Genomic DNA, 24,933 nt, shown 5'->3' with positions numbered 1-24,933 from the left:
CGTGACCGATTTATCTCAACAATTCGATCGTTTGATTGCTCAAACTGATTTAACTGTCTCTGAATTGCAAAAAGAACAATTACTTGGTTATGTCGCTCTACTTCATAAGTGGAATAAAGCGTATAACTTAACCTCAGTAAGAAACCCAAGTGAAATGGTAATTAAACATATCTTGGATAGTATTGTTGTTAGTCCAAATCTATCTGGTGAGCGATTTATTGATGTTGGTACAGGTCCTGGTTTACCAGGGATACCATTAGCTATCATGAATCCTGAAAAGTCATTTACACTGCTCGATAGCTTAGGAAAGCGAATTCGCTTTATTAAACAAGTGATTCATGAATTAAAAATAACCAATGTCACTCCGATTCAAAGTCGTGTTGAAGACTTCCAACCGGAAGAAAAGTTTGATGCAGTCCTAAGTCGTGCGTTTGCGTCAATGACAGACATGGTGAATTGGTGTCATCATCTACCAAAAGAAGATGGTGTGTTTTTGGCATTAAAAGGGATCTACTCAGAAGAAGAAGCAAATGATCTTCCTGAATGGTGTTCAGTCAGAGATGTAGTGACATTGATCGTTCCGGAGTTAGAGGGTGAAAGACACTTAGTCACCTTAACCGGAAAAAAATAATGGAATGAGGTTAATGTGGGAAGAGTTATCTCTATTGCGAACCAAAAAGGTGGCGTAGGCAAAACAACAACGGCGGTGAACCTTGCCGCTTCAATGGCTGCAACAAATCGTAAAGTATTACTGATTGACTTAGATGCTCAAGGTAATGCTACTATGGCCAGTGGCGTAGATAAATACGATGTAGATGCAACGGCTTATGAGTTGTTGGTTGATGAAGTGCCTTTTGATAAGGTAGTTATAGAAGAAACCTCTGGTGGTTATGATCTCATAGCCGCTAATGGTGACATTACAGCTGCTGAAATTAAATTGATGGAAGTGTTTGCGCGTGAAGTTCGTTTACGCAATATGATCTACCCAGTTCGTGGTAACTATGATTTCATCTTTATTGATTGCCCTCCTGCATTAAATCTCCTTACAATTAACGCCATGGCTGCGTCCGATTCTGTATTAGTCCCTATGCAATGTGAATATTATGCACTAGAGGGGCTAACCGCATTAATTGACACTATTAGTAAATTAGCGGCAGTAGTTAATGCAGATTTGAAAATTGAAGGTCTACTTAGAACCATGTATGACCCTCGAAATCGATTAGCTAATGATGTGTCTGATCAACTTAAAAAACATTTCGGAGATAAAGTGTATCGCACTGTTATTCCTCGTAATGTTCGATTAGCGGAAGCGCCAAGTCATGGTAAACCTGCAATGTATTATGATAAATACTCAAATGGTGCAAAAGCATACCTTGCTCTTGCCGGAGAGATAATCCGCCGTGACGAACTGGAAAAAGAAAGGGAAACAAAAATTCATGAGTAATAAACGTGGTTTAGGGAAAGGACTTGATGCGCTATTAGCGACAAGCTCATTAGCTCGTGAAAAGCAGACTGCCGCTGTTCAAAGTGAGTCATTAGCAAAAAATTCTCAATTAATTGAGCTTGGTATTCATCAATTAACTCCTGGTCAGTATCAACCGCGTAAGATCATGGAAAAAGAAGCCTTAGATGAACTTGCTTTGTCTATTCGTTCTCAAGGGATTATTCAACCTATCGTTGTTCGTGAAATTGCACCATTACAATATGAAATTATTGCAGGTGAACGACGTTTTAGAGCGGCAAAACAAGCTGGGTTAAAACACATTCCATGTGTTGTTAAAGTCGCTGAAGACAAAGCCGCTATTGCGATGGCTCTGATTGAAAACATTCAACGTGAAGATTTAAATGCGATTGAAGAAGCTCAAGCGTTAGAACGTTTACAGAGAGAATTTGAATTAACGCATCAACAAATTTCGGATGTGATAGGAAAATCTCGCACTACGGTTACTAACCTATTACGCTTGAACGCATTATCTGATGAAGTTAAAGCATTAGTTGAAGCTAAATCTTTAGAAATGGGTCACGCCCGTGCTTTGTTAGCTTTAGAGTCTGAATTACAGATTGAATTAGCGCATATTGTCGTGAAAAAGAAGCTGACGGTTCGTCAAACTGAACAACAAGTGAAGAAATTATTAGCGCCTGTTGTTGAAGTGGAAGTCAGTGAGAAAGACGCTCAAATTGAAGCTCTATCTACAAAACTGTCAGAGACTTTGGGTTCAAAAGTCGTTATTACGCAAAATACGTCGGGTAAAGGTAAGTTAACGATTAGCTTTGACGAGGCTCACAAATTAGAACAACTGATTACAAAGCTAGAAAGTTAAATGTGATATAAAGCAGTAGTTGACATTATTATTGTATTTTTCATCGTAAAACTTACTGTTTTGTTCTCATAAATGTAACTATTTGATGCTATTTGATTGCATTCATATTAGTGCAACGTATAATTTTTGCAAAATCTTCACCTTGTGTTGATTTATATCAAGGTAAAGATGCTTTTAAGGAAGAATACATGGTAGCTACGTTAGCTAGACCTGGCCGTTTGCTAGCCAAACGACTGATTATGATCCAGCTTAGCGTGGTTATTTTCATGGCAGTAGGAATGAGCTTAGCCGTTAGTGCTAGCTGGGGGATCTCTGCGCTTATTGGGGGTGGCATTTATGTCATTGCTAATGCGGTATTTGCAGGGTGTGCATTTATGTTCAGTGGAGCAAGAGCGGCTAAAAAGGTTGCTGTTTCTTTCTATGCTGGCGAAGTGTTAAAAATTCTTATAACAGTCGTCTTATTTTCTGTTGCCTACGTGTATATGGAGGTGGAACTTGTTCCCCTCAAACTAACCTATTTGCTGGTACTGGGTATTAATATCTTTGCACCAGTTCTCTTTATTAACAACAGAAAATAGGAAAAGTTATGGCTGCGCCAGGCGAAGCGCTAACACAATCTGGATATATTGAGCATCACCTATCAAACCTGTCTCTTGCGAAACTAGGTATGGTTGCTGATGAAACAAGCTTCTGGAACGTACATATCGATAGCCTGTTCTTTTCTGTGCTTACAGGGATGTTATTCCTTTGGGTTTTTCGTTCTGTAGCAAAGAAAGCAACAACAGGAGTACCAGGAAAGCTACAATGTTTTGTTGAAATGGTCGTGGAATTCGTTGCTGACAACGTTAAAGAAACTTTCCATGGACGCAATCCATTAGTTGCTCCACTGGCACTAACTATCTTCTGCTGGGTTATTTTAATGAACTTGATGGATTTAATTCCAATCGATTTCTTACCATACTCTGCAGCGCATTGGTTAGGTATCCCTTATCTTAAGGTGGTTCCTTCTGCTGATGTGAATATCACCATGGCAATGGCGTTAGGTGTTTTTGCGTTGATGATCTATTACAGCATCAAGGTTAAAGGACTTGGCGGGTTCGCTAAAGAATTAGCACTTCACCCGTTTAATCACCCAATCATGATTCCATTCAACCTACTATTGGAAGTTATTTCGTTATTAGCGAAGCCTCTTTCTTTAGGTATGCGTTTGTTTGGTAATATGTTTGCTGGTGAGGTGGTGTTTATTCTTATTGCGGCAATGCTACCGTGGTATTTACAATGGGTAGGTGCACTACCTTGGGCTATCTTCCACATTTTAGTTATTTTGATTCAGGCGTTCGTATTCATGATGTTGACAATCGTTTATCTGTCAATGGCTCATGAAGATCCTGATCATTAATTTTAATAAAATATATTTATCAATGGCACTTTGCCGACAACAACAAAACTGGAGAAAGTAAATGGAAACTTTACTGAGCTTTTCTGCAATCGCCGTAGGCATCATTGTAGGTCTTGCTTCACTTGGCACAGCGATTGGATTCGCAATTCTTGGCGGTAAATTCCTTGAAGGCGCTGCACGTCAACCTGAAATGGCTCCAATGCTACAAGTTAAGATGTTCATCATCGCTGGTCTATTGGATGCGGTTCCAATGATCGGTATCGTTATCGCGCTACTATTCACATTTGCTAACCCATTTGTTGGTCAACTAGCGGGCTAATTGCCACTGCTAATTGAATTTTTGTAGCTGATTCTTAACGAGGGGTAGCTGTTTTGAATATGAACGCAACTCTGCTTGGTCAAGCAATCGCTTTTGCTCTGTTTGTTTGGTTCTGCATGAAATATGTATGGCCACCAATCATGGAAGCGATAGAGGAACGTCAGAAGAAAATTGCTGACGGTTTATCTGCCGCTGAACGCGCAGCTAAAGACCTTGACTTGGCACAAGCGAATGCTTCTGATCAATTGAAAGAAGCAAAGCGCGCTGCAACTGAGATCATCGAACAAGCAAATAAGCGTAAAGGTCAAATTTTAGATGAAGCTCGTGAAGAAGCTCTGACAGAACGTCAGAAGATTCTTACTCAAGGTGAAGCTGAACTTGAAACTGAACGCAACCGTGCTCGCGATGAACTGCGTAAACAAGTTGCAACTCTGGCTGTGATTGGTGCTGAGAAAATCTTGGAGCGTTCTATTAATTTAGAAGCGCAGAAAGATATTCTTGATAACATCACTGCGAAATTGTAAGTAAAAGGGGCCAAGATATGTCGACAATGACAACCATCGCACGCCCCTACGCGAAAGCAGCTTTTGACTTTGCGGTCGAAAAGAACGAATTGAACCAATGGGTTCAAATGTTAACTTTTTGTTCAGAAGTTACAAAAAATAAAGACATGGCTCAATTGCTAGATGGTGCAGTTGCACCAGAAAAATTAGCGGAAATCTTTATTTCTATTTGTGGCGAACAACTGAACGAGTTTGGACAGAATCTTATTCACATAATGGCTGAAAACGGTCGTTTGAAGGTTCTACCTGATGTGTTAGATCAATATATCTTTTTACAACATGAGTTTGAAAAAGTGATTGATGCTGAAATTATTTCGGCAATTGAACTAACTGAACAGCAGAAAGCTGACATTGGCGCCAAACTTGAAGCTCGTTTAGAGCGCAAAGTGAAGCTGAATTGTAGCGTAGATGAGGCCCTGTTAGCTGGGGTCATAATTCGAGCCGGAGACCTAGTCATTGATAACTCAGTTAGAGGCCGTTTGAGCCGACTGAGTGAAACATTGCAGTCTTGATGGGGAATGGAGCATGCAACTTAATTCCACGGAAATTAGCGATCTGATCAAACAACGTATTGAAAAATTCAACGTTGCAAGTGAAGCTCGTAATGAAGGTACAATCGTTTCTGTAAGCGACGGTATTATTCGTATCCACGGCCTTGCTGATGTTATGCAAGGCGAAATGATAGAACTACCTGGTGGCCATTATGCACTAGCACTTAACCTTGAGCGTGACTCAGTGGGTGCTGTTGTAATGGGCCCTTATGCTGACTTACAAGAAGGCATGAAAGTTACAGGTACTGGTCGTATCCTTGAAGTACCAGTAGGCCCAGAAATGTTAGGTCGTGTTGTAAACACACTTGGCGAGCCTATTGATGGTAAAGGACCTATTGATGCGAAATTAACTTCTCCAGTAGAAGTGATTGCACCTGGTGTAATCGATCGTAAATCAGTAGACCAACCACTACAGACTGGTTATAAGTCAGTTGACTCAATGATCCCAATCGGCCGTGGTCAGCGTGAGCTAATCATCGGTGACCGTCAGACTGGTAAAACAGCAATGGCGATCGATGCGATCATTAACCAGAAAGATTCTGGTATTTACGCTATCTATGTTGCGATTGGCCAAAAGGCATCAACAATTGCTAACGTAGTTCGCAAATTGGAAGAACATGGCGCACTAGCGAACACTATCGTTGTTGTTGCCTCTGCTTCTGAATCTGCTGCGCTGCAATATCTTGCACCGTATTCAGGTTGTGCGATGGGTGAATACTTCCGTGACCGCGGTGAAGATGCTCTGATTGTTTATGATGATCTATCTAAGCAAGCAGTAGCTTATCGTCAGATTTCTCTACTATTGAAACGTCCACCGGGCCGTGAAGCGTTCCCTGGCGATGTATTCTATTTACACTCCCGTCTACTAGAGCGTGCTGCTCGTGTAAGCGAAGCGTACGTTGAGAAATTCACTAATGGTGAAGTGAAAGGTAAAACAGGTTCTTTGACTGCTCTACCTATCATCGAAACTCAAGCTGGTGATGTATCTGCATTTGTACCAACTAACGTAATCTCGATTACTGATGGTCAGATCTTCCTACAAACAGAACTGTTCACCGCTGGTGTTCGTCCTGCTGTAGATCCAGGTATCTCTGTATCTCGTGTAGGTGGTGCTGCGCAAACTAAGATCATTAAGAAACTGTCTGGTGGTATTCGTACTGCTCTTGCACAGTATCGTGAACTTGCAGCATTTGCTCAGTTCTCATCTGATCTTGATGAAGCGACTAAAAAGCAACTTGATCACGGTGAGAAAGTAACTGAGCTTATGAAGCAGAAACAGTACGCTCCAATGTCTGTTTTTGATCAAGCATTAGTTATCTTTACAGCTGAGAAAGGCTATTTGAATGACATCGAGCTTTCTAAGCTTGCGGATTTCGAAGAAGCGTTGCTGTCGTATGCTCGTGGTCAATTTGCCGATCTAGCAAAAGAGATCGACTCATCGGGTGCTTGGAATAAAGAAATTGAAGATCAGTTCGTGAAACTGGTTGAAGATTTCAAAGCAACCCAGACCTGGTAATTCGTTGGTGGCCTGTTATGGGTCACCCGAAAACGGAGAGTAACGATGGCCGGTGCGAAAGAGATTCGTAACAAGATCGGGAGTGTTAAAAGCACTCAAAAGATCACGAAAGCAATGGAAATGGTAGCCGCTTCTAAAATGCGTCGCTCGCAAGAGTCGATGGCAGCGTCTCGTCCGTATGCTGACACAATGCGTAAAGTAATCGGTCATTTAGCGCTTGGTAACCTTGAGTATCGTCATCCGTATCTTGAGGAACGCGAAGCTAAGCGTGTTGGTTACATTGTTATTTCTAGTGATCGTGGTTTGTGTGGTGGCTTAAACATTAACTTGTTTAAAAAAGTCATGGCAGGAATGAAAACATGGTCAGAAGATGGTGTTGAAATTGATTTAGCCGTTATCGGCTCTAAAGCAACAGCATTCTTTAATAACTATGGTGGTAACGTGATTGCTCAAAATTCTGGTCTAGGTGATAAACCTAGCTTAGAAGAGCTGATCGGTACTGTTGGCGTTATGCTTAAGAAATACGATGAAGGCCAACTGGATCGCTTGTATGTAGTGAACAATAAGTTCATTAATACTATGGTACAAGAGCCAACAATTGACCAATTACTTCCTTTGCCTAAATCTGAAGATGAAGCAATGAAACGCACTCATGCTTGGGACTATATTTATGAGCCTGAGCCAAAACCATTACTAGATGCCCTATTGGTTCGATACGTTGAATCACAAGTGTATCAAGGTGTGGTTGAGAATTTAGCCTGCGAACACGTAGCGCGAATGATTGCGATGAAAGCAGCAACTGATAACGCTGGTGACATTATTGATGAACTGCAACTTGTGTATAACAAAGCCCGTCAATCGGCTATTACACAAGAGCTTTCTGAAATTGTTTCAGGCGCATCAGCGGTTTAAGCATAGGTATTTAAACAGTTTAGAGGATTAACGATGACTACAGGTAAGATCGTACAGATCATCGGTGCGGTAGTCGATGTAGAGTTCCCACAAGGCAGTGTACCTCGTGTATACGATGCTCTGAATGTTGTTGATGCAAAAGAACGTCTTGTTCTTGAAGTTCAACAGCAGATTGGCGGTGGCGTTGTTCGCGCAATCGTAATGGGTAGCTCAGATGGTTTACGTCGTGGCTTAACAGTAGAAAATACTGGCGCGCCAATTACTGTTCCAGTGGGTACTAAAACGTTAGGCCGTATCATGAACGTTCTTGGGGACGCGATTGATGAGTGTGGTGAAATTGGTGCTGAAGAGCATTATTCAATTCACCGTGCAGCGCCTAGCTATGAAGAGCAGGCAAACTCGACTGAACTTCTAGAGACGGGTGTTAAAGTAATCGATTTGATTTGTCCATTCGCTAAGGGTGGTAAAATCGGTCTATTCGGTGGTGCTGGTGTAGGTAAGACTGTCAACATGATGGAACTTATCAATAACATCGCACTACAGCACTCTGGCCTATCTGTGTTTGCAGGTGTAGGTGAGCGTACTCGTGAAGGTAATGATTTCTACTTTGAAATGCAGGAAGCTGGTGTTGTAAACATCGAACATCCTGAAGAATCAAAAGTAGCGATGGTTTACGGTCAAATGAATGAGCCACCGGGTAACCGTTTACGTGTTGCTTTGACTGGTCTAACAATGGCAGAGCGTTTCCGTGACGAAGGTCGTGACGTTTTACTATTCATTGATAACATCTATCGTTATACGCTTGCCGGAACTGAAGTATCAGCTCTGCTAGGTCGTATGCCATCAGCAGTAGGTTACCAACCTACACTAGCTGAAGAGATGGGTGTTCTTCAGGAACGTATCACTTCAACTCGTAGTGGTTCTATCACTTCAGTTCAAGCGGTATATGTACCTGCGGATGACTTAACGGATCCATCTCCAGCAACAACGTTTGCTCACTTAGATGCGACAGTTGTACTTAACCGTAATATCGCATCTATGGGTTTATACCCAGCGATTGACCCGTTAGATTCTACATCTCGTCAACTTGATCCACTTGTTGTTGGTCAAGAGCACTATGATATCGCACGTAATGTACAATCTACATTACAGCGTTATAAAGAGCTAAAAGACATCATTGCTATCCTAGGTATGGACGAGCTATCTGAAGAAGATAAGCAAGTTGTATCTCGTGCCCGTAAGATTGAGAAGTTCTTAACTCAACCTTACCATGTAGCAGAAGTATTCACAGGCGACCCTGGTATTTACGTATCACTTAAAGACACATTAGCTGGCTTTAAGGGTTTATTAGCTGGTGATTACGATGACGTTCCTGAGCAAGCCTTCATGTACTGCGGTAGAATTGAAGATGCGCTTGAGAATGCGAAGAAGCTATAAGGCTGATTAGGAGGCGATATGGCAGCAATGACCTTTCATCTGGACGTTGTAAGTGCTGAGAAAAGTTTATTCTCAGGGCTTGTTGAAACGATTCAGGTGACCGGTAGCGAGGGTGAACTTGGTATTTTCCATGGACACACACCGCTGCTGACCGCTATCACGCCTGGTATGGTGCGTATTGTTAAACAACATGGCCACGAAGAGTACATTTATGTCTCTGGTGGTATTGTTGAGGTTCAACCTGGTTCGGCAACTGTTCTCGCAGATACCGCTATCCGTGGTGAAGACCTAGACGCAGCTAAGGCAGAAGAAGCTAAACGCAAGGCTGAGGAAAATATTAAGAATCAGCATGGCGACATTAACTTCGCTCAAGCGGCCAGTGATTTGGCTAAAGCGATCGCACAGCTTCGAGTTATCGAACTGACAAAACGTTCGCGTTAATCAAGCACCATTAGAAAGAAGGCGGCCTATTGGTCGCCTTTTCTTTGGCTGTTTTTCGCAATTCTTACTTATCTTTCATCTTATTCCATGCTTTTTAGCATATAATTTAGCCCGCATATTAATTCCATTGGTTATTTATGAATAATATTCATGAAGTAAATAATGGATTTAGTGTTTTTGGTATTTAATAAAGCTAGGCAAATTAAGTCAGCATAAAAAATAGAATGGGCTTTTTATGAACTTCAGTGCAGTAATTCTTGCAGCGGGTAAAGGCACTCGCATGTATTCAAATAAACCTAAAGTACTTCATACTTTAGCGGGTAAACCGATGGCAAAACATGTGATCGATACGTGTGAAGGCTTAGGGGCTAAAAATATTCACCTTGTTTATGGTCACGGTGGTGATCAAATGCAAGCTGAGTTAGGCCAAGAGAGAGTAACTTGGGTACTTCAGGCTGAACAACTGGGTACAGGTCATGCCGTTAATCAAGCATCACCAGAGTTTGCTGATGATGAAAAAGTATTGATCCTTTATGGCGATGTTCCATTGATCAGTACTGCAACGGTTGAAAACTTATTAGATGCTCAACCTACTGGTGGTATTGCTCTTTTGACTGTCGTCTTAGATAACCCGATGGGTTATGGTCGTATTATTCGTCGTAATGGCCCTGTCATTGCGATTGTAGAGCAAAAAGACGCGACAGAAGAGCAGAAGCTCATTAAAGAGATTAACACCGGTGTGATGGTTGCTACGGGCGGTGATTTAAAGCGCTGGTTAGCGGCGTTGAAAAATGAAAATGCACAAGGTGAGTATTATCTAACGGATATCATTGCTGCTGCTCATGATGAAGGTCGTGCAGTTGAAGCGGTACACCCTGTTAGCCCTATTGAAGTTGAAGGGGTGAATGATCGTGCACAATTGGCTCGTTTAGAGAGAGCATATCAAGCAGCGCAAGCTCAGAAACTGCTAGAGCAAGGCGTAATGCTTCGTGATCCTAGTCGTTTCGATCTTCGAGGATCATTGCAATGTGGTATGGATATTGAGATCGATGTCAATGTGATCATTGAAGGTAATGTTACCTTAGGTGACAATGTTGTCATTGGTGCTGGTTGTGTACTTAAAGATTGTGAGATTGATGACAATACAATTATTCGTCCGTACAGCGTGATTGAAGGCGCAACGGTTGGTGAGAAGTGTACTGTTGGTCCATTTACTCGTTTACGTCCAGGTGCAGAATTGTGTAATGATGCGCATGTAGGTAATTTTGTTGAAGTCAAAAATGTACGTTTAGGTGAAGGCTCAAAAGCAAATCATTTAACGTATTTGGGTGATGCAGAGATTGGTAAGCGTGTAAATGTTGGTGCTGGTGTTATTACTTGTAATTATGATGGTGCAAATAAATTTAAAACCATTATTGGTGATGATGTGTTTGTTGGCTCAGATAGCCAATTAATTGCTCCTGTTACTATTGGTAATGGTGCAACGATTGGTGCGGGTTCTACAGTGACTAAAGATGTCGCCGAAAATGAATTAATGATCAGTCGTGCAAAAGAGCGCCGAATTGAACATTGGCAACGACCAACAAAAAAGTAAGATGAGTTAATCAAATTAAGAAGAAGTCATTATGGCTTCTTTTTTTATGCCTATTCGCTTGATATTTATTCGTGTTATTTAAATAACAGGTAAAAAAAATGCTGACCGAAGTCAGCATTTTTTAAAATTCAATTCGAAAGTTCGAATTATTCGCCAACAACGTTGCTAGCTTGTGGGCCTTTTTGACCTTGTTCAACTTCGAAAGAAACCTTTTGGCCTTCTTTCAGAGTTTTAAAACCTTCAGATGCGATTGCACGGAAGTGAACGAATACGTCAGCGCCGCCGTTATCTTGAGTAATGAAGCCGAAACCTTTCTCTTCGTTAAACCACTTAACGATACCAGTTGTTTTAGACATAGTGTATATCCTAATTTTTTTAATTAAATAATTCGCATAATGCGAAGTTGTAGCCATAAAGAATTATTTATTTGAGGTAAAACATATGTAAAAAAGCTTCAAGCATAACTGGTAAAGCAGTATAACGAAGGTTTCAAAATCATAATATTACAGATAAATAGGTCTGTTTACAGGCCGAGAAAAATAATAGCACTTTTTAACTGATTGTATAGCATAATTTCAAAAATCTATGAAAATAAGGCCAGTTTTTTTCTGACCTTACTCATTACTTATGGTGTTATGAGAGAAAGAATTGATAAGCTGGGTTATTAGTTTCATCTTTGCATTGATAGCCAAGCTCTTCTAAATGCTTAGAAAAATCAACAAGATCTGAATCTCTCAACTCAAAGCCACATAAGACTCGACCGTAATCAGCACCGTGGTTACGGTAGTTAAATAAGCTTATATTCCAATGTGTACCTAATGTACTTAAAAATTTAACAAGTGCACCGGGGTATTCTGGAAATTCGAAGCTGTATAGACGTTCTTTAAGTGGTTTTAGTGGTTTTCCACCGATCATATAACGGATATGAAGCTTTGCCATTTCATCATCAGAAAGATCAACAACAGGATAGTCACCTTGTTGTAAGTCATGAATGATATTATTCAGCTCTTCTTGCCCATCTTGTAAACGAACACCCACAAATATATTGGCTTTTTTATCGTCATGATAACGATAATTGAACTCTGTAACCGCCCTTCCACCAATAAGATTACAAAACTCAAAGAATGCTCCCTGACGTTCTGGAATAGTAACGGCAAGTAACCCTTCTCGTTTTTCGCCTAATTCACAGCGTTCTGATACATAACGTAACCCATGAAAATTAGTATTTGCACCTGAAAGTACCGTACTTAGTTGCTTATCTTTAAGTTGATGCTGGTCAGCGAATTTCTTTAATCCAGCTAAAGCGAGTGCACCTGATGGCTCGGCAATTGCTCGAGTGTCTTCAAAGATGTCTTTTACTGCGGAACAAATCTCATCGCTAGAAACGGTAATATGACCATCAATATATTGTTGGCATAAACGGAACGTTTCATCACCAATTCGTTTAACGGCAACCCCATCAGCGAACATACTCACTTGATCGAGAACTACAGGCTCTCCTGCATCTAAAGCGGCTTTTAAACAAGCTGAATCTTCTGGTTCTACGGCGATGACTTTTATCTCAGGCATGAGCTGTTTAATGAGAACGGCAACTCCCGCGGCTAAGCCACCACCACCAACAGGAACAAATATATAATCTAAATGTCCATTTTGTTGCAGCATCTCCATACCAATGGTTCCCTGACCAGCAATTACTAATGGGTGATCAAATGGAGGAACAAAGGTATAGCCATGAAGCGTGGCTAATCGTTCGGCTTCGGCTTTGGCTTCATCAAAATTTCGACCATGTAATATAACGTGACCGCCAAAACCTTTAACCGCTTCTACTTTTATATCAGGGGTGGTGCGTGGCATTACTATCGTGGTTTGAATACCGAGTTTCGTGCCTGATAACGCCATTCCTTGTGCGTGATTTCCTGCAGAGGCTGCAATAACGCCAGCTTTCTGTTGCTCTTCGGTCAAGCTCGACACCATATTGTAAGCGCCGCGAAGTTTAAACGAGTGAACGGGTTGACGATCTTCTCGTTTTAATTGAACTCGGTTTTGAATTCGCTCAGACAAACGGGGCATGTCTTGAAGCGGCGTTACTGTCGCCACATCATAGACCGGTGCCCGTAAGATCTGACGCAAGTATTCTGCGCCAGTTTGATAAGAAGGTGTTGTCATAAATTTACCCTTCTAACTTAGATCTATCACGTACCGCGCCTTTATCTGCACTGGTCGCCATCATTGCGTAAGCTTTTAGTGCAAAAGAGACTTCACGTTGACGATTAACAGGCTTCCAACCTAACTTATCTTGCTCTGCACGACGCTCGCTTAATTCCGCTTCTGGTACATCAAGCGTGATAGAGCGGTTTGGAATATCAATAGTGATGATATCTCCTGTTTTGACTAAACCAATTGTGCCACCACTTGCGGCTTCAGGTGAGGCGTGACCAATAGAAAGACCAGAAGTGCCACCAGAGAAACGGCCATCAGTAAGAAGTGCACACGCTTTACCTAATCCCATTGATTTTAGATAAGTCGTTGGGTACAACATTTCTTGCATACCTGGGCCGCCTTTAGGACCTTCGTAGCGAATAACAACCACATTTCCTGCTTTTACTTTTCCGGCTAAAATACTTTCTACAGCGGTATCTTGGCTTTCAAAAACAATGGCAGGGCCTTGGAATTTAAGGTTATCTTCATCAACACCAGCGGTTTTTACAATACAGCCGTCAACCGCGATATTACCAGAAAGAACCGCTAGGCCACCTTCTTGGCTAAAGGCATTTTCTTTGGTTCGAATACAGCCATTTTCACGGTCATCATCAAGGCGATCCCAACGACAATCTTGTGAGAACGCTTTTGTAGTACGGATTCCTGCAGGGCCAGCACGGAAGAATTTAAGTACCGCCTCATCGTCTGTTTGCATGATGTCGTATTGTGCTAATTGTTCTTTCATGGTTAAACCAAGCACAGTATTGGTATCGTTATTAAGTAACCCTGCACGATCTAACTCACCAAGGATAGCCATAACGCCACCTGCACGGTGAACGTCTTCCATGTGATATTTAGGTGTTGAAGGTGCCACTTTACATAGATGAGGTACTCGACGAGACATCTCATCAATATCATCCATATCAAAATCGATTTCGCCTTCTTGAGCGGATGCTATTAGGTGAAGAACGGTATTACTTGAACCACCCATCGCAATATCTAGCGCCATTGCATTTTCGAACGCCGCTTTGTTGGCAATATTACGTGGAAGAGCCGAATCATCGCCTTGCTCGTAATAACGCTTAGTTAGAGTAACGATGCGTTTACCTGCATTGATAAACAATTCTTCACGATCGGCATGAGTAGCAAGCATTGATCCATTACCCGGTTGAGATAACCCTAATGCTTCAGTTAAACAGTTCATTGAGTTGGCGGTAAACATACCAGAACATGAACCACAAGTTGGACACGCTGAACGTTCTATTTGCTCGCTTTGTGCATCAGAAACCGTTGGATCAGCGCCTTGGATCATGGCATCAACTAAATCAAGTTTAATGATTTGATCTGAAAGTTTAGTTTTGCCTGCTTCCATTGGGCCGCCAGAGACGAAAATTACTGGGATATTTAGACGCATTGCTGCCATCATCATTCCTGGAGTAATTTTGTCACAGTTTGAAATACATACCATGGCATCAGCACAGTGTGCGTTTACCATGTATTCAACGGAATCTGCGATCAGTTCACGAGATGGCAATGAGTACAACATGCCTCCGTGTCCCATTGCGATGCCATCATCGACAGCAATGGTATTGAATTCTTTGGCGATACCACCTGCTTTCTCAATCTCGCCTGCCACTAATTGCCCCATGTCTTTAAGATGAACATGACCGGGTACAAATTGGGTGAATGAATTCACTACGGCAATAATTGGCTTGCCAAAGTCTTCTTCTTTTACACCAGTAGCACGCCATAATGCGCGTGCGCCAGCCATATTACGGCCATGAGTGGTGGTAGCTGAACGGTATCTGTTTTTAGGAGTGGTAGACATATTGTTTAATCCTTTAAATTTTTATCTTATGTTCGATGTAATGTAGCGACATTAACGGTGGTTATGTCCCAAAGCTTCTCTATTTGATTCGTTAGAAGGCTAATGGGACGATCGCTTTCAACAATAATTTCGATAGCGGCGACACCATCTGATTGGTTTTGAGTCGCAAGCACTTGTTTAATGGCAAAGCCACGGTGACGAATGACGCGCAATACTCGTTCTAATAGAACGGGCTTATCCGTCGCTTTTATTTCTAAAATATAACGTTGTTGCATGCTCTATCCCTCTACCATGTCTTGGTTTGCTGCACCCGGTGGAACAAGTGGCCATACGTTCTCTTCTTCAGAGATAAGTACATGCAACATATAAGCTGTTTTGCTTTCTAACATCTCTTTTAATGCTGGTTCCACTTCTTCTTTACGTGTGATCGTTTTACCTGGAATGTTGAAGGCGGCGGCTAATGCGACAAAGTCAGGGTTATCATCAAGAATTGTTTCACTATGGCGGCCATCGAAGAACAGTGATTGCCATTGGCGAACCATGCCTAAACGTTGGTTGTTTAGTAGAACCATTTTTACAGGAATTTGCTTACGTTTTAATGTGCCTAATTCTTGAACGTTCATCATGAACGAACCATCACCAGTGATAAGAATGGACTCATCATTAGGGCGAGCGACTTTCGCGCCCATGGCAGCCGGTAAGCCAAAACCCATGGTGCCAAGGCCAGCTGATGTTAAGTAATTTTCAGGAGCTCTTGGTTGAATGTGTTGTGCAGCCCACATTTGGTGTTGACCAACATCGGTAGCAACAATAGAACTGTCAGGCATCATGTCTGATAATTGTTTAAGCAATAATGGGGCGTAGATAAGATCACCAGGATGATCGTAGGACCACTTAAACTCACTGCGGAGTTCTGATACATGAGCGAGCCACAATGATAAATCTTGATTAGCATGAAGTTGTGGCAAAATCACATTAATATCACCACGTAATGTCGCATGGGCATGACGCAGTTTATTAAATTCAGCCGCATCAATATCAATATGAATGACTTTTGCGTGAGGTGCAAAGCTTTCTAGTTTTCCAGTTACTCGGTCATCAAAACGAGCGCCGACTACCACCAGTAAATCCGATTCTTGAACGATTAAGTTTGCGGCTTTTGTTCCATGCATCCCAACCATCCCCAAATAATGAGGGTCGTGGCGTTCAATGGAACCAAGTCCTTTTAATGTACTAACGGAAGGCATTGGATTGGAGATTAAGAAATCACGAACGGCATCTGTCGCATGGCCTAATTGAACACCACCACCGACGTATAGTACTGGTTTCTGGCTTTCTTGTAGTAATGCGATCGCGGCATCGAGACTTGCTTGGCTTGCTACTGGGATTTTTGGTGGCTCAAAATGAGGCAATACCGTCACTGGCGCTTCAGCGACTTGCACATCTTTGGCTATATCAATCAGAACAGGCCCGGGACGACCTGATTTAGCGACTTCAAATGCCTCTGCAATAACAGGAGCGAGATCATTAATATCAGTCACTAGGTAGCTGTGTTTCGTACAAGAAAGTGACATACCAATGACATCCATTTCTTGGAAGGCATCAGTACCAATAAGGTGACTAGCGACTTGGCCAGTAATTGCAACGAGAGGGATAGAATCAAGCATGGCATCAGCAAGACCAGTAATTAGGTTAGTCGCACCCGGCCCAGAAGTCGCAAGACATACTGCGACACTTTTAGTAGAGCGAGCCATACCAATAGCTGCCATTGCAGCCCCTTGCTCATGACGGCAGAGAATGTGTTCTACGCCACCATCATAGAGTGCATCATAAATTGGCATGATGGCTCCACCTGGATACCCAAATACGGTAGTGATCCCTTCTTGTAATAAGGCATTAACAACTAACTGTGAGCCATTCATACACTGTCGCTCCCTGCGTGAGTGATTGTTTCTCTATTCTTGCACATCATGCGCTCCCATTTCTTCCTGAATTCATAAAAAAACCCCCTTGCTTTTGGCTTGGGGGTTTTAAGTGTGCGTTGCAATTGCGACTTTTTGCTCACTCATCCCCGAGCGGTGATCAGAATCACCACTAGGACGTTTATAATGAGAATATTGAGCTGAGCAAAAAAGGTCATGGTATTTATCCGTATACGTGTTTTTTTTGATATTTCGTTACATTAACTAAGTGGTAACACAGACATGCCTCTCATGACAAGAAAAAACTCTCATTTTATTCACAATTCTCGTTCATTTAGCGCTTATATATAACAAATCAATGAAAGACGTTGAGATTATTGGGTTATAAATAATTGGGAATAAGAATGGGATTAGCAATAATACACAGTCGAGCATGCGTTGGTGTTGAAGCGCCAGAGGTTACCGTTGAAGTTCATATTAGTAATGGAATGCCGGGTTTTAATTTAGTTGGGTTACCAGAAACAACAGTAAAAGAAGCCAAAGACAGAGTAAGAAGCGCGATAATAAATTCAAACTTTGAATTTCCATCAAAAAAGATCACCGTAAACTTAGCGCCTGCTGATTTACCAAAAGAAGGTGGGCGATTCGATCTCCCGATAGCCTTAGGTATTTTGGCTGCCTCAGATCAAATCCCAAATCATAAATTAAAAGATCATGAGTTCGTGGGTGAGCTTGCTTTGTCTGGTGAATTACGACGAGTGAAAGGTGTGCTACCTGCGGCTCTCGCGTCATTAAAAGCCAATCGCAGTTTAATTGTTCCTGATGAAAATGGAGATCAAGCGGCTTTGGTTGGTGCGAATGTACATAAGTCTGCGCCTCACCTTCTATCGGTTTGTGGCTTTTTATGTGGGCAACAGCAATTGGGTTTATTTACGTCTCCGGTTATTGAGCACATTGATTTGCCTTTAGAGCGTGATCTCCAAGATATCATTGGACAGCAACAAGGTAAGCGAGCGTTAGAAATCGCAGCGGCGGGGGGACATAATTTATTGTATTTAGGCCCTCCAGGAACGGGGAAAACAATGTTGGCGTCACGAATGAGCGATTTGCTGCCTGAAATGACAAACGATGAAGCGTTAGAGACTGCCGCAGTCGCGTCACTGACTCATCAGCATATTAATGAATCAAACTGGCGTACTCGTCCTTTCCGTTCACCACACCATTCGAGTTCAATGGCGGCTTTGGTTGGTGGTGGTTCGATTCCCAGACCGGGTGAAATATCATTGGCTCACAATGGCATCTTATTTTTAGATGAAATGCCAGAGTTTGAAAGGAAAGTATTAGATTCTTTGCGAGAGCCATTAGAGTCGGGTGAAATTATTATTTCTCGTGTCGCTAGCAAAATGCGGTTCCCTGCCCGATTTCAATTGGTTGGTGCATTAAACCCGAGTCCGACTGGATACTATGAGGGGAACAATACGAGAACAAACCCTCAATTGATTTTACGTTATTTGAATCGAATATCCGGTCCCTTGCTTGATCGTTTTGATATGTCATTGGAGATCCCTCTTTTGCCTAAAGGGACGTTAACAGAAGGCGGAGATAGAGGTGAATCAAGTCTCCAAGTTAAAGAAAGGGTTAGGCTTGCTCGTGTGAAAATGCTAGAGAGAAGTGGAAAAATTAATGCATTATTGAGTAGCCGAGAGGTTGAAACTTATTGCCCACTAGAAAAGGAAGATGCGGTTTTTCTAGAAGATACACTATATCGATTGGGGCTTTCTATTCGTGCGTATCATCGAATAATTAAAGTGGCCAGAACCATTGCTGATTTATCTGGATCAGAGAACATTCAGCGTATCCATTTGGGTGAGGCCGTTGGTTACCGTGCTATGGATAGATTATTGAAACAATTAAGTGCTCAAGCGGTGTAGTGTCTTTTTCTTAAGATGAGAGAAAAGAGGGATAACAAAAAAAAGTCAGTCTTGGTATTATTAGCGCAATTTTTATCCCGCTAATCAATGAAGATTTTTATGTTTGCTAATATTCGACTCGTCATTAGTGCTTTGCTTGTAATCCTAAATACGGCTCTGACGTCATTTATTATCAGCTTTTTTGCTGTAATTAAACTTATTCTGCCTTTTCCTTTCGTGAAGAAATTAATGGTATCAATGGCGAATAAAACCTTATGGTGTTGGGCTACGTTGAATTTATGGATGCTCAATATTAACAATACAATTGATTGGGTTGTTGATGGGGGGGAAACGCTATCCCAAGAAAAGTGGTATTTATTATTATCTAACCACGTAAGTTGGGCTGATATCGTTATTTTATCCTCCGTGATGAAAGATAAAGTGCCAATGACTAAGTTCTTTTTGAAATATGAATTGCTCTATGTTCCCTTTGTCGGACTTGCATGTTGGGGGGCGGATATGCCCTTTATGCGCCGAAACCCTGAACGCAAAGACGATGACTTTAAAGCGATTCAAAAGTCGTGTGAAAACTTTCGCTCAGTGCCGACGACGGTGGTTAATTTTGTTGAAGGAACACGAGCGACGCCTGATAAATTAAAAGAAGCGCGTACGCCTTATCAACATTTGTTCAAGCCAAAGATTGGTGGTGTGGCATTTACGTTATCAGCGATGGGTGAACTGTTTGATGGAATCGTTGATGTGACGTTAGCTTATCCTGAAAATCAAGACTCTCCATTTATAGATATGCTACAAGGCAAATTAACCAAAGTGGTTGTTCGGATAACACTTCATGCTAATGATGAAAAAGTGAACGGCGATTATTTTGGAGATAAAGTATTTAGACGCGGTTTTCATCAATGGATTAATGACTTATGGAAAGAAAAAGATGAGTATCTACAGCGTATCTTGAAAAGATAACCTCTTTATTCTATAGATAAAAAAAAGGGAGCGATTATCGCTCCCTTTTCTATTTAAATCGTTAATTTACTTTTTAAGCAACCAGTTAACTAATTCGTAGTATTCTTCGGTGCTTTTGATTTTGCTTGTCTCAACCAGATATTTATTATTAACAATAAGCGCTGGAACACCAGTCAATCCACTGTCTTGGAATGATTTATCGAAACGGTTAACCATAGAGTTAATAGCAAAGCTGTTGTATGTGCCATCAAACTCATCTGCATTTACGCCTTCATCTAAGAAAATTTGACGTAATTCTTTGTCATTACGTGGTGGCTTTTGCATAGAATGGATACGATTAAACATCACAGGAACCATCTTGTCTTCAATACCAAGAGAAACCATTGTTGCGTATGCTTTACTCATTGATAGGCCCATTTTTCCGCCCATGAATGAAACGTGAGTTTTCTTAAAAGTAGCGTTTTCTGGCAGCGTTTTTTTCAGACCTTGGATCAGTGGTTCAAAGCTATTGCAGTGTGGACAATAGAAAGAAAAGAACTCATTTACTGTCGGTGTTTTTGATTCTGGAAGGTTAAGAACCTTGTAATAATCGCCTTCAGTGAAGTTTGCTGCATTCACTGAAAAACTAAGAACTAAAGCACCAAACAGTGCCATCATTGTTTTCATCATGTTTAACTTTCTCCAATCCATTTGTGTTTGTTTTATTGTATTTTTATTACCATTGAGGCATCAACTTTAAAGGTGCTTCGTTTAACGCTGCTATTTGCTCTTTAAAACCAAGTACCTGACTTTCCCAATATTTTGCATCTGAAAACCATGGGAAAGCAATAGGAAACGCGGGATCTTGCCAACGTTTTGCTAGCCATGCCATGTAGTGTACCATTCGTAGACCACGCAAAGGCTCAATTAGTTTCAATTGGCTATGGTCAAAATCGCAATATTCAGAATAAGCTTCAACGAGAATATCTAACTGAACTAATTTATCTTGGCGATCGCCATTAAGCAGCATCCACATATCTTGTGCTGCAGGGCCATTTCTTGCGTCGTCCAAATCGACGAACAATGGACCATCACGCCATAAAATATTGCTTGGGTGGCAGTCACCATGTAGGCGAATCGCTTTACTTGGTTGCCAATGTTGTTCAATTCGACTAATTAACAGGTCGAGATCGGAGAAGAAACTGTTTTCTAAATAAGAGGGAATGAATGAACTATTCTCTAACAGCTTTCGTGGTTGATAGAGGTACTCATCTAAGCCTACCGTTGGACGATGAGTAAATAGCTCCGCTTCACCTACTTTATGAATTCGGCCTAAAAATCGTCCTACCCATTCAAGCTGATCAAAATTATCCACTTCAAAGGTGCGCCCGCCTAGACTATCAAAAAGAGCAAACCAATAACCTTTAGCGAAATGAAGTGTTTTGCCATTTATTTCTAACGGCGCAGCAACGGGAATGTCTTGTTGTACAAGTTGTTTCGCAAATAAGTGTTCTTCTAATATTTGGGCTTCTGACCAGCGCTGAGGTCGATAAAATTTCACAACGAACCGACGCTTGTGTTCATCGCTAAATTGATAAACGCGATTCTCATAACTGTTTAAGGCGAGGAATCCTGATTCAGCTCTTACGCCAATATCTGCGAGGGCATACCACAATAAATCAGGAGTAAGTGTACTGAAATTAAAAGCGTGTTCAGACATAGGGTGCTCTCAAATAAAAAGGGCTCATCATGAGCCCTTTGAGTCAATAATAGAGTGATTATAGCGGTTTAAAGAAACGGCTTTCTGTTTTTATCACTTGTTCATCATCATTTTTAATCTCAAAAACAATCGTGGTTATCGTCTTGGTTAAGTTCTCACTACTCGCCCCTAGGCTCATTGGAAGACTTAATACCTCACCGGGTTTAACGTTCACATTTTGTGGGCCGTACCAAGTTGTGTTTTCAATACCAGAAACAGATAATTGGTAATGTTGTGGTTGTTGGGTTTTATTTATAATTTTTAAAGTATAAGTGTTTTCAACCAAACCAGAATTGTTCATACGCGATAACTGATTTCTGTCGCGCAAGATATCAAGCCCCATCGGATCGACTGTCGCTATTTGAGCTAAGAACAACCCAACCATTAAGATCATGACAATGCCATAACCTATCAGTTTTGGTCGCATTACGTGCGTTTTGTGTCCCGCTAATTTATGTTCCGTGGTGTAGCTAATGAGATTTTTTTCGTAACCCATTTTATCCATGGTTTCGTTACATGCATCGATACAAGCGCCGCAGTTTATGCATTCATATTGAAGACCATCTCGAATATCAATTCCCGTAGGACAAACCTGAACACATAAATTACAGTCAATACAGTCTCCTAACCCTAGTGCTTTGTGGTCTTTTTTACGAGAGCGAGGTCCTCTACTCTCTCCACGCTTTGGATCGTAACCAACGATGTAGGTGTCTTTATCAAACATGGCTGATTGAAATCGAGCGTAAGGACACATATGCAAACAAACGATAGAACGCATCCATCCCGCGTTTCCATAAGTACATGCGGCAAAGAATAAAATCCAAAATGCAGGTAGAAAATTGATATTTAAGGTAAAAAAATCAATAACGAGTTCTTTTACAGGAACAAAATACCCAATAAAAGTGATGCCAGTAGCAATGGCAATAGCAATCCACGCACAATGTTTGAGTGTTTTTCTAAGCAATAAACTCGATGTCATTGGTAGTTGATCTTGCTTTCTTCGCTTATTGGCTGAACCCTCTAATTTTTCTTCGAACCAAATGTACATAAATGTCCAAACCGTTTGAGGACATAAGTAACCACACCAAACACGGCCTAAAAAGGTGGTGATAAAAAAGAGACCGAAGGCGGCAATGACAAATAAAAGAGCAAGTAACGTGAGATCTTGAGGAAATAAGGTCGTGCCAAAAAAGTTGAATTGTTGGCTTCCAATATCCAATAAAATGGCTTGACGATCACCAAAGGAAATCCATGGGGTTAATACGAATAGAGCTAATAAAAACCAACCACCGTAACGGCGTAATTGTTGAAATGTGCCTTTACTTTGGCGAACATAAATACCCGTGCTGGGATTAAAGCGGTCACCGCTGGATTTGTGGGTTTTTGGGTTGAATTGCTTTGGAGTCACATCCTTGATGTCGATTTTATCCTGACTCATGTTTATTCCTAATTATTATTATGGGGTATATATCAGCGATATTATGTTGAGCATTGTTGTATTTATGCAGATATATAAAGACATTGCGGTTGAATTATAACTTGATGATGAGAAGGAATACGTAAGAGGGTTCAAATTTAGTTAAAAAAGTGTGTTTTATTTGGTTGGAAAACGATCTAATTCGTTAGAATAAATTAGATCGTTAAACGGAAATAAGCGAAAGGCCTACAGTAACCCGCGCGCTTTTAAGATGGCCGTTTTAAAATCGGTTTCGTGGTCTTTGGCTAAACCTGGGATCATGTCTGTTTTTTTGCTGTTACGCATTTTCAGATGATAGATAAGAACATCATCGGTTAGATCTTCAATTTTCCCTTCGTATTTTGTTTCTTCTGCTAGTTTTACAATAAATTGCATTAAGTTTAGTTCGGGTTCTTTTTTCCATTCTGGATGAATGAGTTCGATTAATTCGTTAACGCGATGGCATTTCATTGAGCAGTCTCCTTATAATTATTAAGGATAAGTATATCGAAATTTTATGGGAAGTTAGAGAGGGAATTGCAGGATTATAAAAAGAAAAAAGCGCAGACAAGCTGCGCTATTTTATTATGCCGCACATGAAACTACTTTCGGAGCTTCGATTTTTTCTGAAACAATTAATGTCATTTCAGGAACGTTCTTTTTTGCTACCGATGCTTTTACAAAATGAGAACGGCGGCGATCCACACTGTGCGTTGAAGCAGAGTGTGAAGACCTGACAGTCATAGGACGCATGTATTATCTCTATAGCCAGGCTCATCCATGGCCAAATTAATGACCTAACTATTCATGAGAACACGTAAAGTGAACTCTTTTAGCTTGCGCTAATCCAAATGAATAGTCAGGAGTTTGTGTTTATAAAACACCCATTAAGAGTATCATAAACTGCCTATTAGTCGAGGTACATCTCAGTGTGATATTGGGATGTAGGTAATAATATTTGTATAATAAATTTGTCGATAGAACAAAATTAATGACGGAGGGAATATGTCATTTTTAAAGAAAACACTCGCATCGTTAGGAATAGGTTCTGCTAATGTAGATACAATTATTCACCATGAAGCCTTAATACCTGGGCAAAAAATAAAAATCACGATTGATATTACGGGTGGAGCAACGGCTCAAAGTATTGATAATATTGAGTTGAAACTGTGTTGCCAATATAAAAAAGAAGTTGAGCGACAAGGTGAGAATAATTCACGTAAAGCAATCATCAAGCAAACCTATGTGCTTGCTGATTGGAGCTTGCCCTATGCGTTTACGATTGAACCTAAGCAACAGCGTCAATTTGATATTGATTTGGATCTGCCATTAAATACACCTATTACGATTGGTGAGACAAAAGTATGGGTAGAAACGGGGTTAGATATTTCTTTGGGATTAGATCCCACCGATAAAGATCCGATAACCGTTAGACCAGATGAATTATTTGAGGGTGTATTAAGTGCGCTTGAAGGCGAAGGGTTGCGAATTCGTCAAGTTGAATGCGAAGCGGCGAGTGGATTTGAATTGCCTTTTGTACAAGAATTTGAATTTGTTCCATTTGATGGACCTTATCATGGTCGCTGGCGTGAGCTTGAAATTATTGCTTATAGAGACAGCGATAAACTCCAACTGTGGTTTGAGGTTGATAGACAACAAAAAGGATTGTCAGGTTTATTATCTACTTTTATTGGTAGTAATGAGCTGAAACGTTATTTGGAAATACCATCTGATACCCCTTCGGATATTGCGGGTCAGCAAGTGATTGATTTTTTAAATCAAACCACGTAAAGCAATAAAATGTATTTTAAAGTGCCACATTTAAGCTTACAGTTGTACGCTTAAATGT

General features: G+C 41.0%; 26 protein-coding genes. 16 read left to right on the top strand and 10 right to left on the bottom strand.

All coding sequences use genetic code 11. From position 1 onward, the window contains the following. Position 1: 1 nt before the first annotated feature. From rsmG to glmU, 13 genes are all read left to right on the top strand, one after another. Positions 2 to 631: a 16S rRNA (guanine(527)-N(7))-methyltransferase RsmG gene (gene rsmG / locus AACV33_RS21225; protein WP_012551452.1), complete on the top strand. Its 630-nt coding sequence runs from the start codon at positions 2 to 4 to the stop codon at positions 629 to 631. A 15-nt stretch (positions 632 to 646) separates the two neighbouring features. Continuing rightward, complete coding sequence (locus AACV33_RS21220; RefSeq protein ID WP_012551451.1) at positions 647 to 1,444, top strand: ParA family protein; 798 nt, start codon at positions 647 to 649, stop codon at positions 1,442 to 1,444. Next, positions 1,437 to 2,321: a ParB/RepB/Spo0J family partition protein gene (locus tag AACV33_RS21215; protein ID WP_023604447.1), complete on the top strand. Its 885-nt coding sequence runs from the start codon at positions 1,437 to 1,439 to the stop codon at positions 2,319 to 2,321. The genes AACV33_RS21220 and AACV33_RS21215 overlap by 8 nt, the downstream gene beginning before the upstream one ends. 188 nt (positions 2,322 to 2,509) lie before the next feature. Further along, positions 2,510 to 2,899 (top strand): F0F1 ATP synthase subunit I, encoded by a 390-nt coding sequence (locus tag AACV33_RS21210; protein WP_012551449.1) that lies wholly within the window; start codon positions 2,510 to 2,512, stop codon positions 2,897 to 2,899. A gap of 8 nt (positions 2,900 to 2,907) precedes the next feature. Beyond that, a complete protein-coding gene (atpB, locus tag AACV33_RS21205) occupies positions 2,908 to 3,720 on the top strand; it encodes a F0F1 ATP synthase subunit A (protein WP_012551448.1) in 813 nt (270 codons plus the stop codon). A 61-nt stretch (positions 3,721 to 3,781) separates the two neighbouring features. Then, positions 3,782 to 4,039 (top strand): F0F1 ATP synthase subunit C, encoded by a 258-nt coding sequence (gene atpE / locus AACV33_RS21200; protein WP_012551447.1) that lies wholly within the window; start codon positions 3,782 to 3,784, stop codon positions 4,037 to 4,039. A gap of 53 nt (positions 4,040 to 4,092) precedes the next feature. Continuing rightward, positions 4,093 to 4,563 (top strand): F0F1 ATP synthase subunit B, encoded by a 471-nt coding sequence (gene atpF, locus AACV33_RS21195; RefSeq protein WP_017020785.1) that lies wholly within the window; start codon positions 4,093 to 4,095, stop codon positions 4,561 to 4,563. A 17-nt stretch (positions 4,564 to 4,580) separates the two neighbouring features. Continuing rightward, positions 4,581 to 5,114 (top strand): F0F1 ATP synthase subunit delta, encoded by a 534-nt coding sequence (gene atpH / locus AACV33_RS21190; protein WP_023604449.1) that lies wholly within the window; start codon positions 4,581 to 4,583, stop codon positions 5,112 to 5,114. A 13-nt stretch (positions 5,115 to 5,127) separates the two neighbouring features. Further along, positions 5,128 to 6,669: a F0F1 ATP synthase subunit alpha gene (gene atpA, locus AACV33_RS21185; RefSeq protein WP_017020787.1), complete on the top strand. Its 1,542-nt coding sequence runs from the start codon at positions 5,128 to 5,130 to the stop codon at positions 6,667 to 6,669. Between the two features lie 45 nt (positions 6,670 to 6,714). Beyond that, positions 6,715 to 7,581: a F0F1 ATP synthase subunit gamma gene (gene atpG, locus AACV33_RS21180; protein ID WP_017020788.1), complete on the top strand. Its 867-nt coding sequence runs from the start codon at positions 6,715 to 6,717 to the stop codon at positions 7,579 to 7,581. 33 nt (positions 7,582 to 7,614) lie between these two features. Continuing rightward, a complete protein-coding gene (gene atpD, locus AACV33_RS21175) occupies positions 7,615 to 9,018 on the top strand; it encodes a F0F1 ATP synthase subunit beta (protein ID WP_012551442.1) in 1,404 nt (467 codons plus the stop codon). An 18-nt stretch (positions 9,019 to 9,036) separates the two neighbouring features. After that, entirely contained in the window at positions 9,037 to 9,459 is a 423-nt protein-coding gene (locus tag AACV33_RS21170; RefSeq protein WP_012551441.1) for a F0F1 ATP synthase subunit epsilon, read from the top strand. Positions 9,460 to 9,694: 235 nt separating this feature from the next. After that, positions 9,695 to 11,053: a bifunctional UDP-N-acetylglucosamine diphosphorylase/glucosamine-1-phosphate N-acetyltransferase GlmU gene (gene glmU, locus AACV33_RS21165; RefSeq protein WP_182699616.1), complete on the top strand. Its 1,359-nt coding sequence runs from the start codon at positions 9,695 to 9,697 to the stop codon at positions 11,051 to 11,053. Between the two features lie 146 nt (positions 11,054 to 11,199). Here glmU and cspE read toward each other — a convergent pair whose 3' ends face one another. The 5 genes from cspE to ilvG form a co-directional block, all read right to left on the bottom strand. After that, on the bottom strand, positions 11,200 to 11,409 hold the full coding sequence (gene cspE, locus AACV33_RS21160; protein ID WP_012548956.1) for a transcription antiterminator/RNA stability regulator CspE: 210 nt from the start codon (positions 11,407 to 11,409) through the stop codon (positions 11,200 to 11,202). Between the two features lie 277 nt (positions 11,410 to 11,686). Beyond that, entirely contained in the window at positions 11,687 to 13,219 is a 1,533-nt protein-coding gene (gene ilvA / locus AACV33_RS21155) for a threonine ammonia-lyase, biosynthetic (RefSeq protein ID WP_182699615.1), read from the bottom strand. A gap of 4 nt (positions 13,220 to 13,223) precedes the next feature. Next, a complete protein-coding gene (gene ilvD, locus AACV33_RS21150; RefSeq protein WP_017023499.1) occupies positions 13,224 to 15,080 on the bottom strand; it encodes a dihydroxy-acid dehydratase in 1,857 nt (618 codons plus the stop codon). Between the two features lie 26 nt (positions 15,081 to 15,106). Next, a complete protein-coding gene (gene ilvM, locus AACV33_RS21145; protein ID WP_012548959.1) occupies positions 15,107 to 15,355 on the bottom strand; it encodes an acetolactate synthase 2 small subunit in 249 nt (82 codons plus the stop codon). A gap of 3 nt (positions 15,356 to 15,358) precedes the next feature. Further along, complete coding sequence (gene ilvG, locus AACV33_RS21140) at positions 15,359 to 17,002, bottom strand: acetolactate synthase 2 catalytic subunit (RefSeq protein ID WP_017023500.1); 1,644 nt, start codon at positions 17,000 to 17,002, stop codon at positions 15,359 to 15,361. A gap of 404 nt (positions 17,003 to 17,406) precedes the next feature. On the opposite strand from ilvG, the gene AACV33_RS21135 reads away from it, so the two are divergent. Next, on the top strand, positions 17,407 to 18,933 hold the full coding sequence (locus AACV33_RS21135; RefSeq protein ID WP_012548947.1) for a YifB family Mg chelatase-like AAA ATPase: 1,527 nt from the start codon (positions 17,407 to 17,409) through the stop codon (positions 18,931 to 18,933). A gap of 99 nt (positions 18,934 to 19,032) precedes the next feature. After that, positions 19,033 to 19,890 (top strand): acyltransferase, encoded by an 858-nt coding sequence (locus AACV33_RS21130; protein WP_255458494.1) that lies wholly within the window; start codon positions 19,033 to 19,035, stop codon positions 19,888 to 19,890. 66 nt (positions 19,891 to 19,956) lie between these two features. Here AACV33_RS21130 and AACV33_RS21125 read toward each other — a convergent pair whose 3' ends face one another. The 5 genes from AACV33_RS21125 to AACV33_RS21105 all read right to left on the bottom strand — a co-directional run bounded on the left by AACV33_RS21125 (position 19,957) and on the right by AACV33_RS21105 (position 23,837). Next, positions 19,957 to 20,556, bottom strand: coding sequence for a thiol:disulfide interchange protein DsbA/DsbL (locus AACV33_RS21125; RefSeq protein WP_026469807.1), 600 nt, complete (start codon positions 20,554 to 20,556; stop codon positions 19,957 to 19,959). Positions 20,557 to 20,605: 49 nt separating this feature from the next. After that, positions 20,606 to 21,589, bottom strand: a complete 984-nt coding sequence (locus AACV33_RS21120) for a serine/threonine protein kinase (protein ID WP_182699613.1) — start codon at positions 21,587 to 21,589, stop codon at positions 20,606 to 20,608. A 58-nt stretch (positions 21,590 to 21,647) separates the two neighbouring features. Further along, positions 21,648 to 23,066, bottom strand: a complete 1,419-nt coding sequence (ccoG, locus tag AACV33_RS21115; protein WP_182699612.1) for a cytochrome c oxidase accessory protein CcoG — start codon at positions 23,064 to 23,066, stop codon at positions 21,648 to 21,650. 225 nt (positions 23,067 to 23,291) lie between these two features. Further along, positions 23,292 to 23,555, bottom strand: coding sequence for a YihD family protein (locus AACV33_RS21110; protein ID WP_017023506.1), 264 nt, complete (start codon positions 23,553 to 23,555; stop codon positions 23,292 to 23,294). A gap of 114 nt (positions 23,556 to 23,669) precedes the next feature. Continuing rightward, positions 23,670 to 23,837 (bottom strand): hypothetical protein, encoded by a 168-nt coding sequence (locus tag AACV33_RS21105; RefSeq protein ID WP_017023507.1) that lies wholly within the window; start codon positions 23,835 to 23,837, stop codon positions 23,670 to 23,672. Between the two features lie 252 nt (positions 23,838 to 24,089). Here AACV33_RS21105 and AACV33_RS21100 point away from each other — a divergent pair, with 252 nt between their 5' ends. Next, a complete protein-coding gene (locus AACV33_RS21100) occupies positions 24,090 to 24,875 on the top strand; it encodes a sporulation protein (RefSeq protein ID WP_182699611.1) in 786 nt (261 codons plus the stop codon). Positions 24,876 to 24,933 lie beyond the last annotated feature (58 nt).

The sequence above is a fragment of the Aliivibrio sp. SR45-2 genome (assembly GCF_963890165.1).
Lineage (GTDB): Bacteria > Pseudomonadota > Gammaproteobacteria > Enterobacterales > Vibrionaceae > Aliivibrio > Aliivibrio salmonicida.
This window is presented reverse-complemented; position numbering and strand designations above follow the sequence as displayed.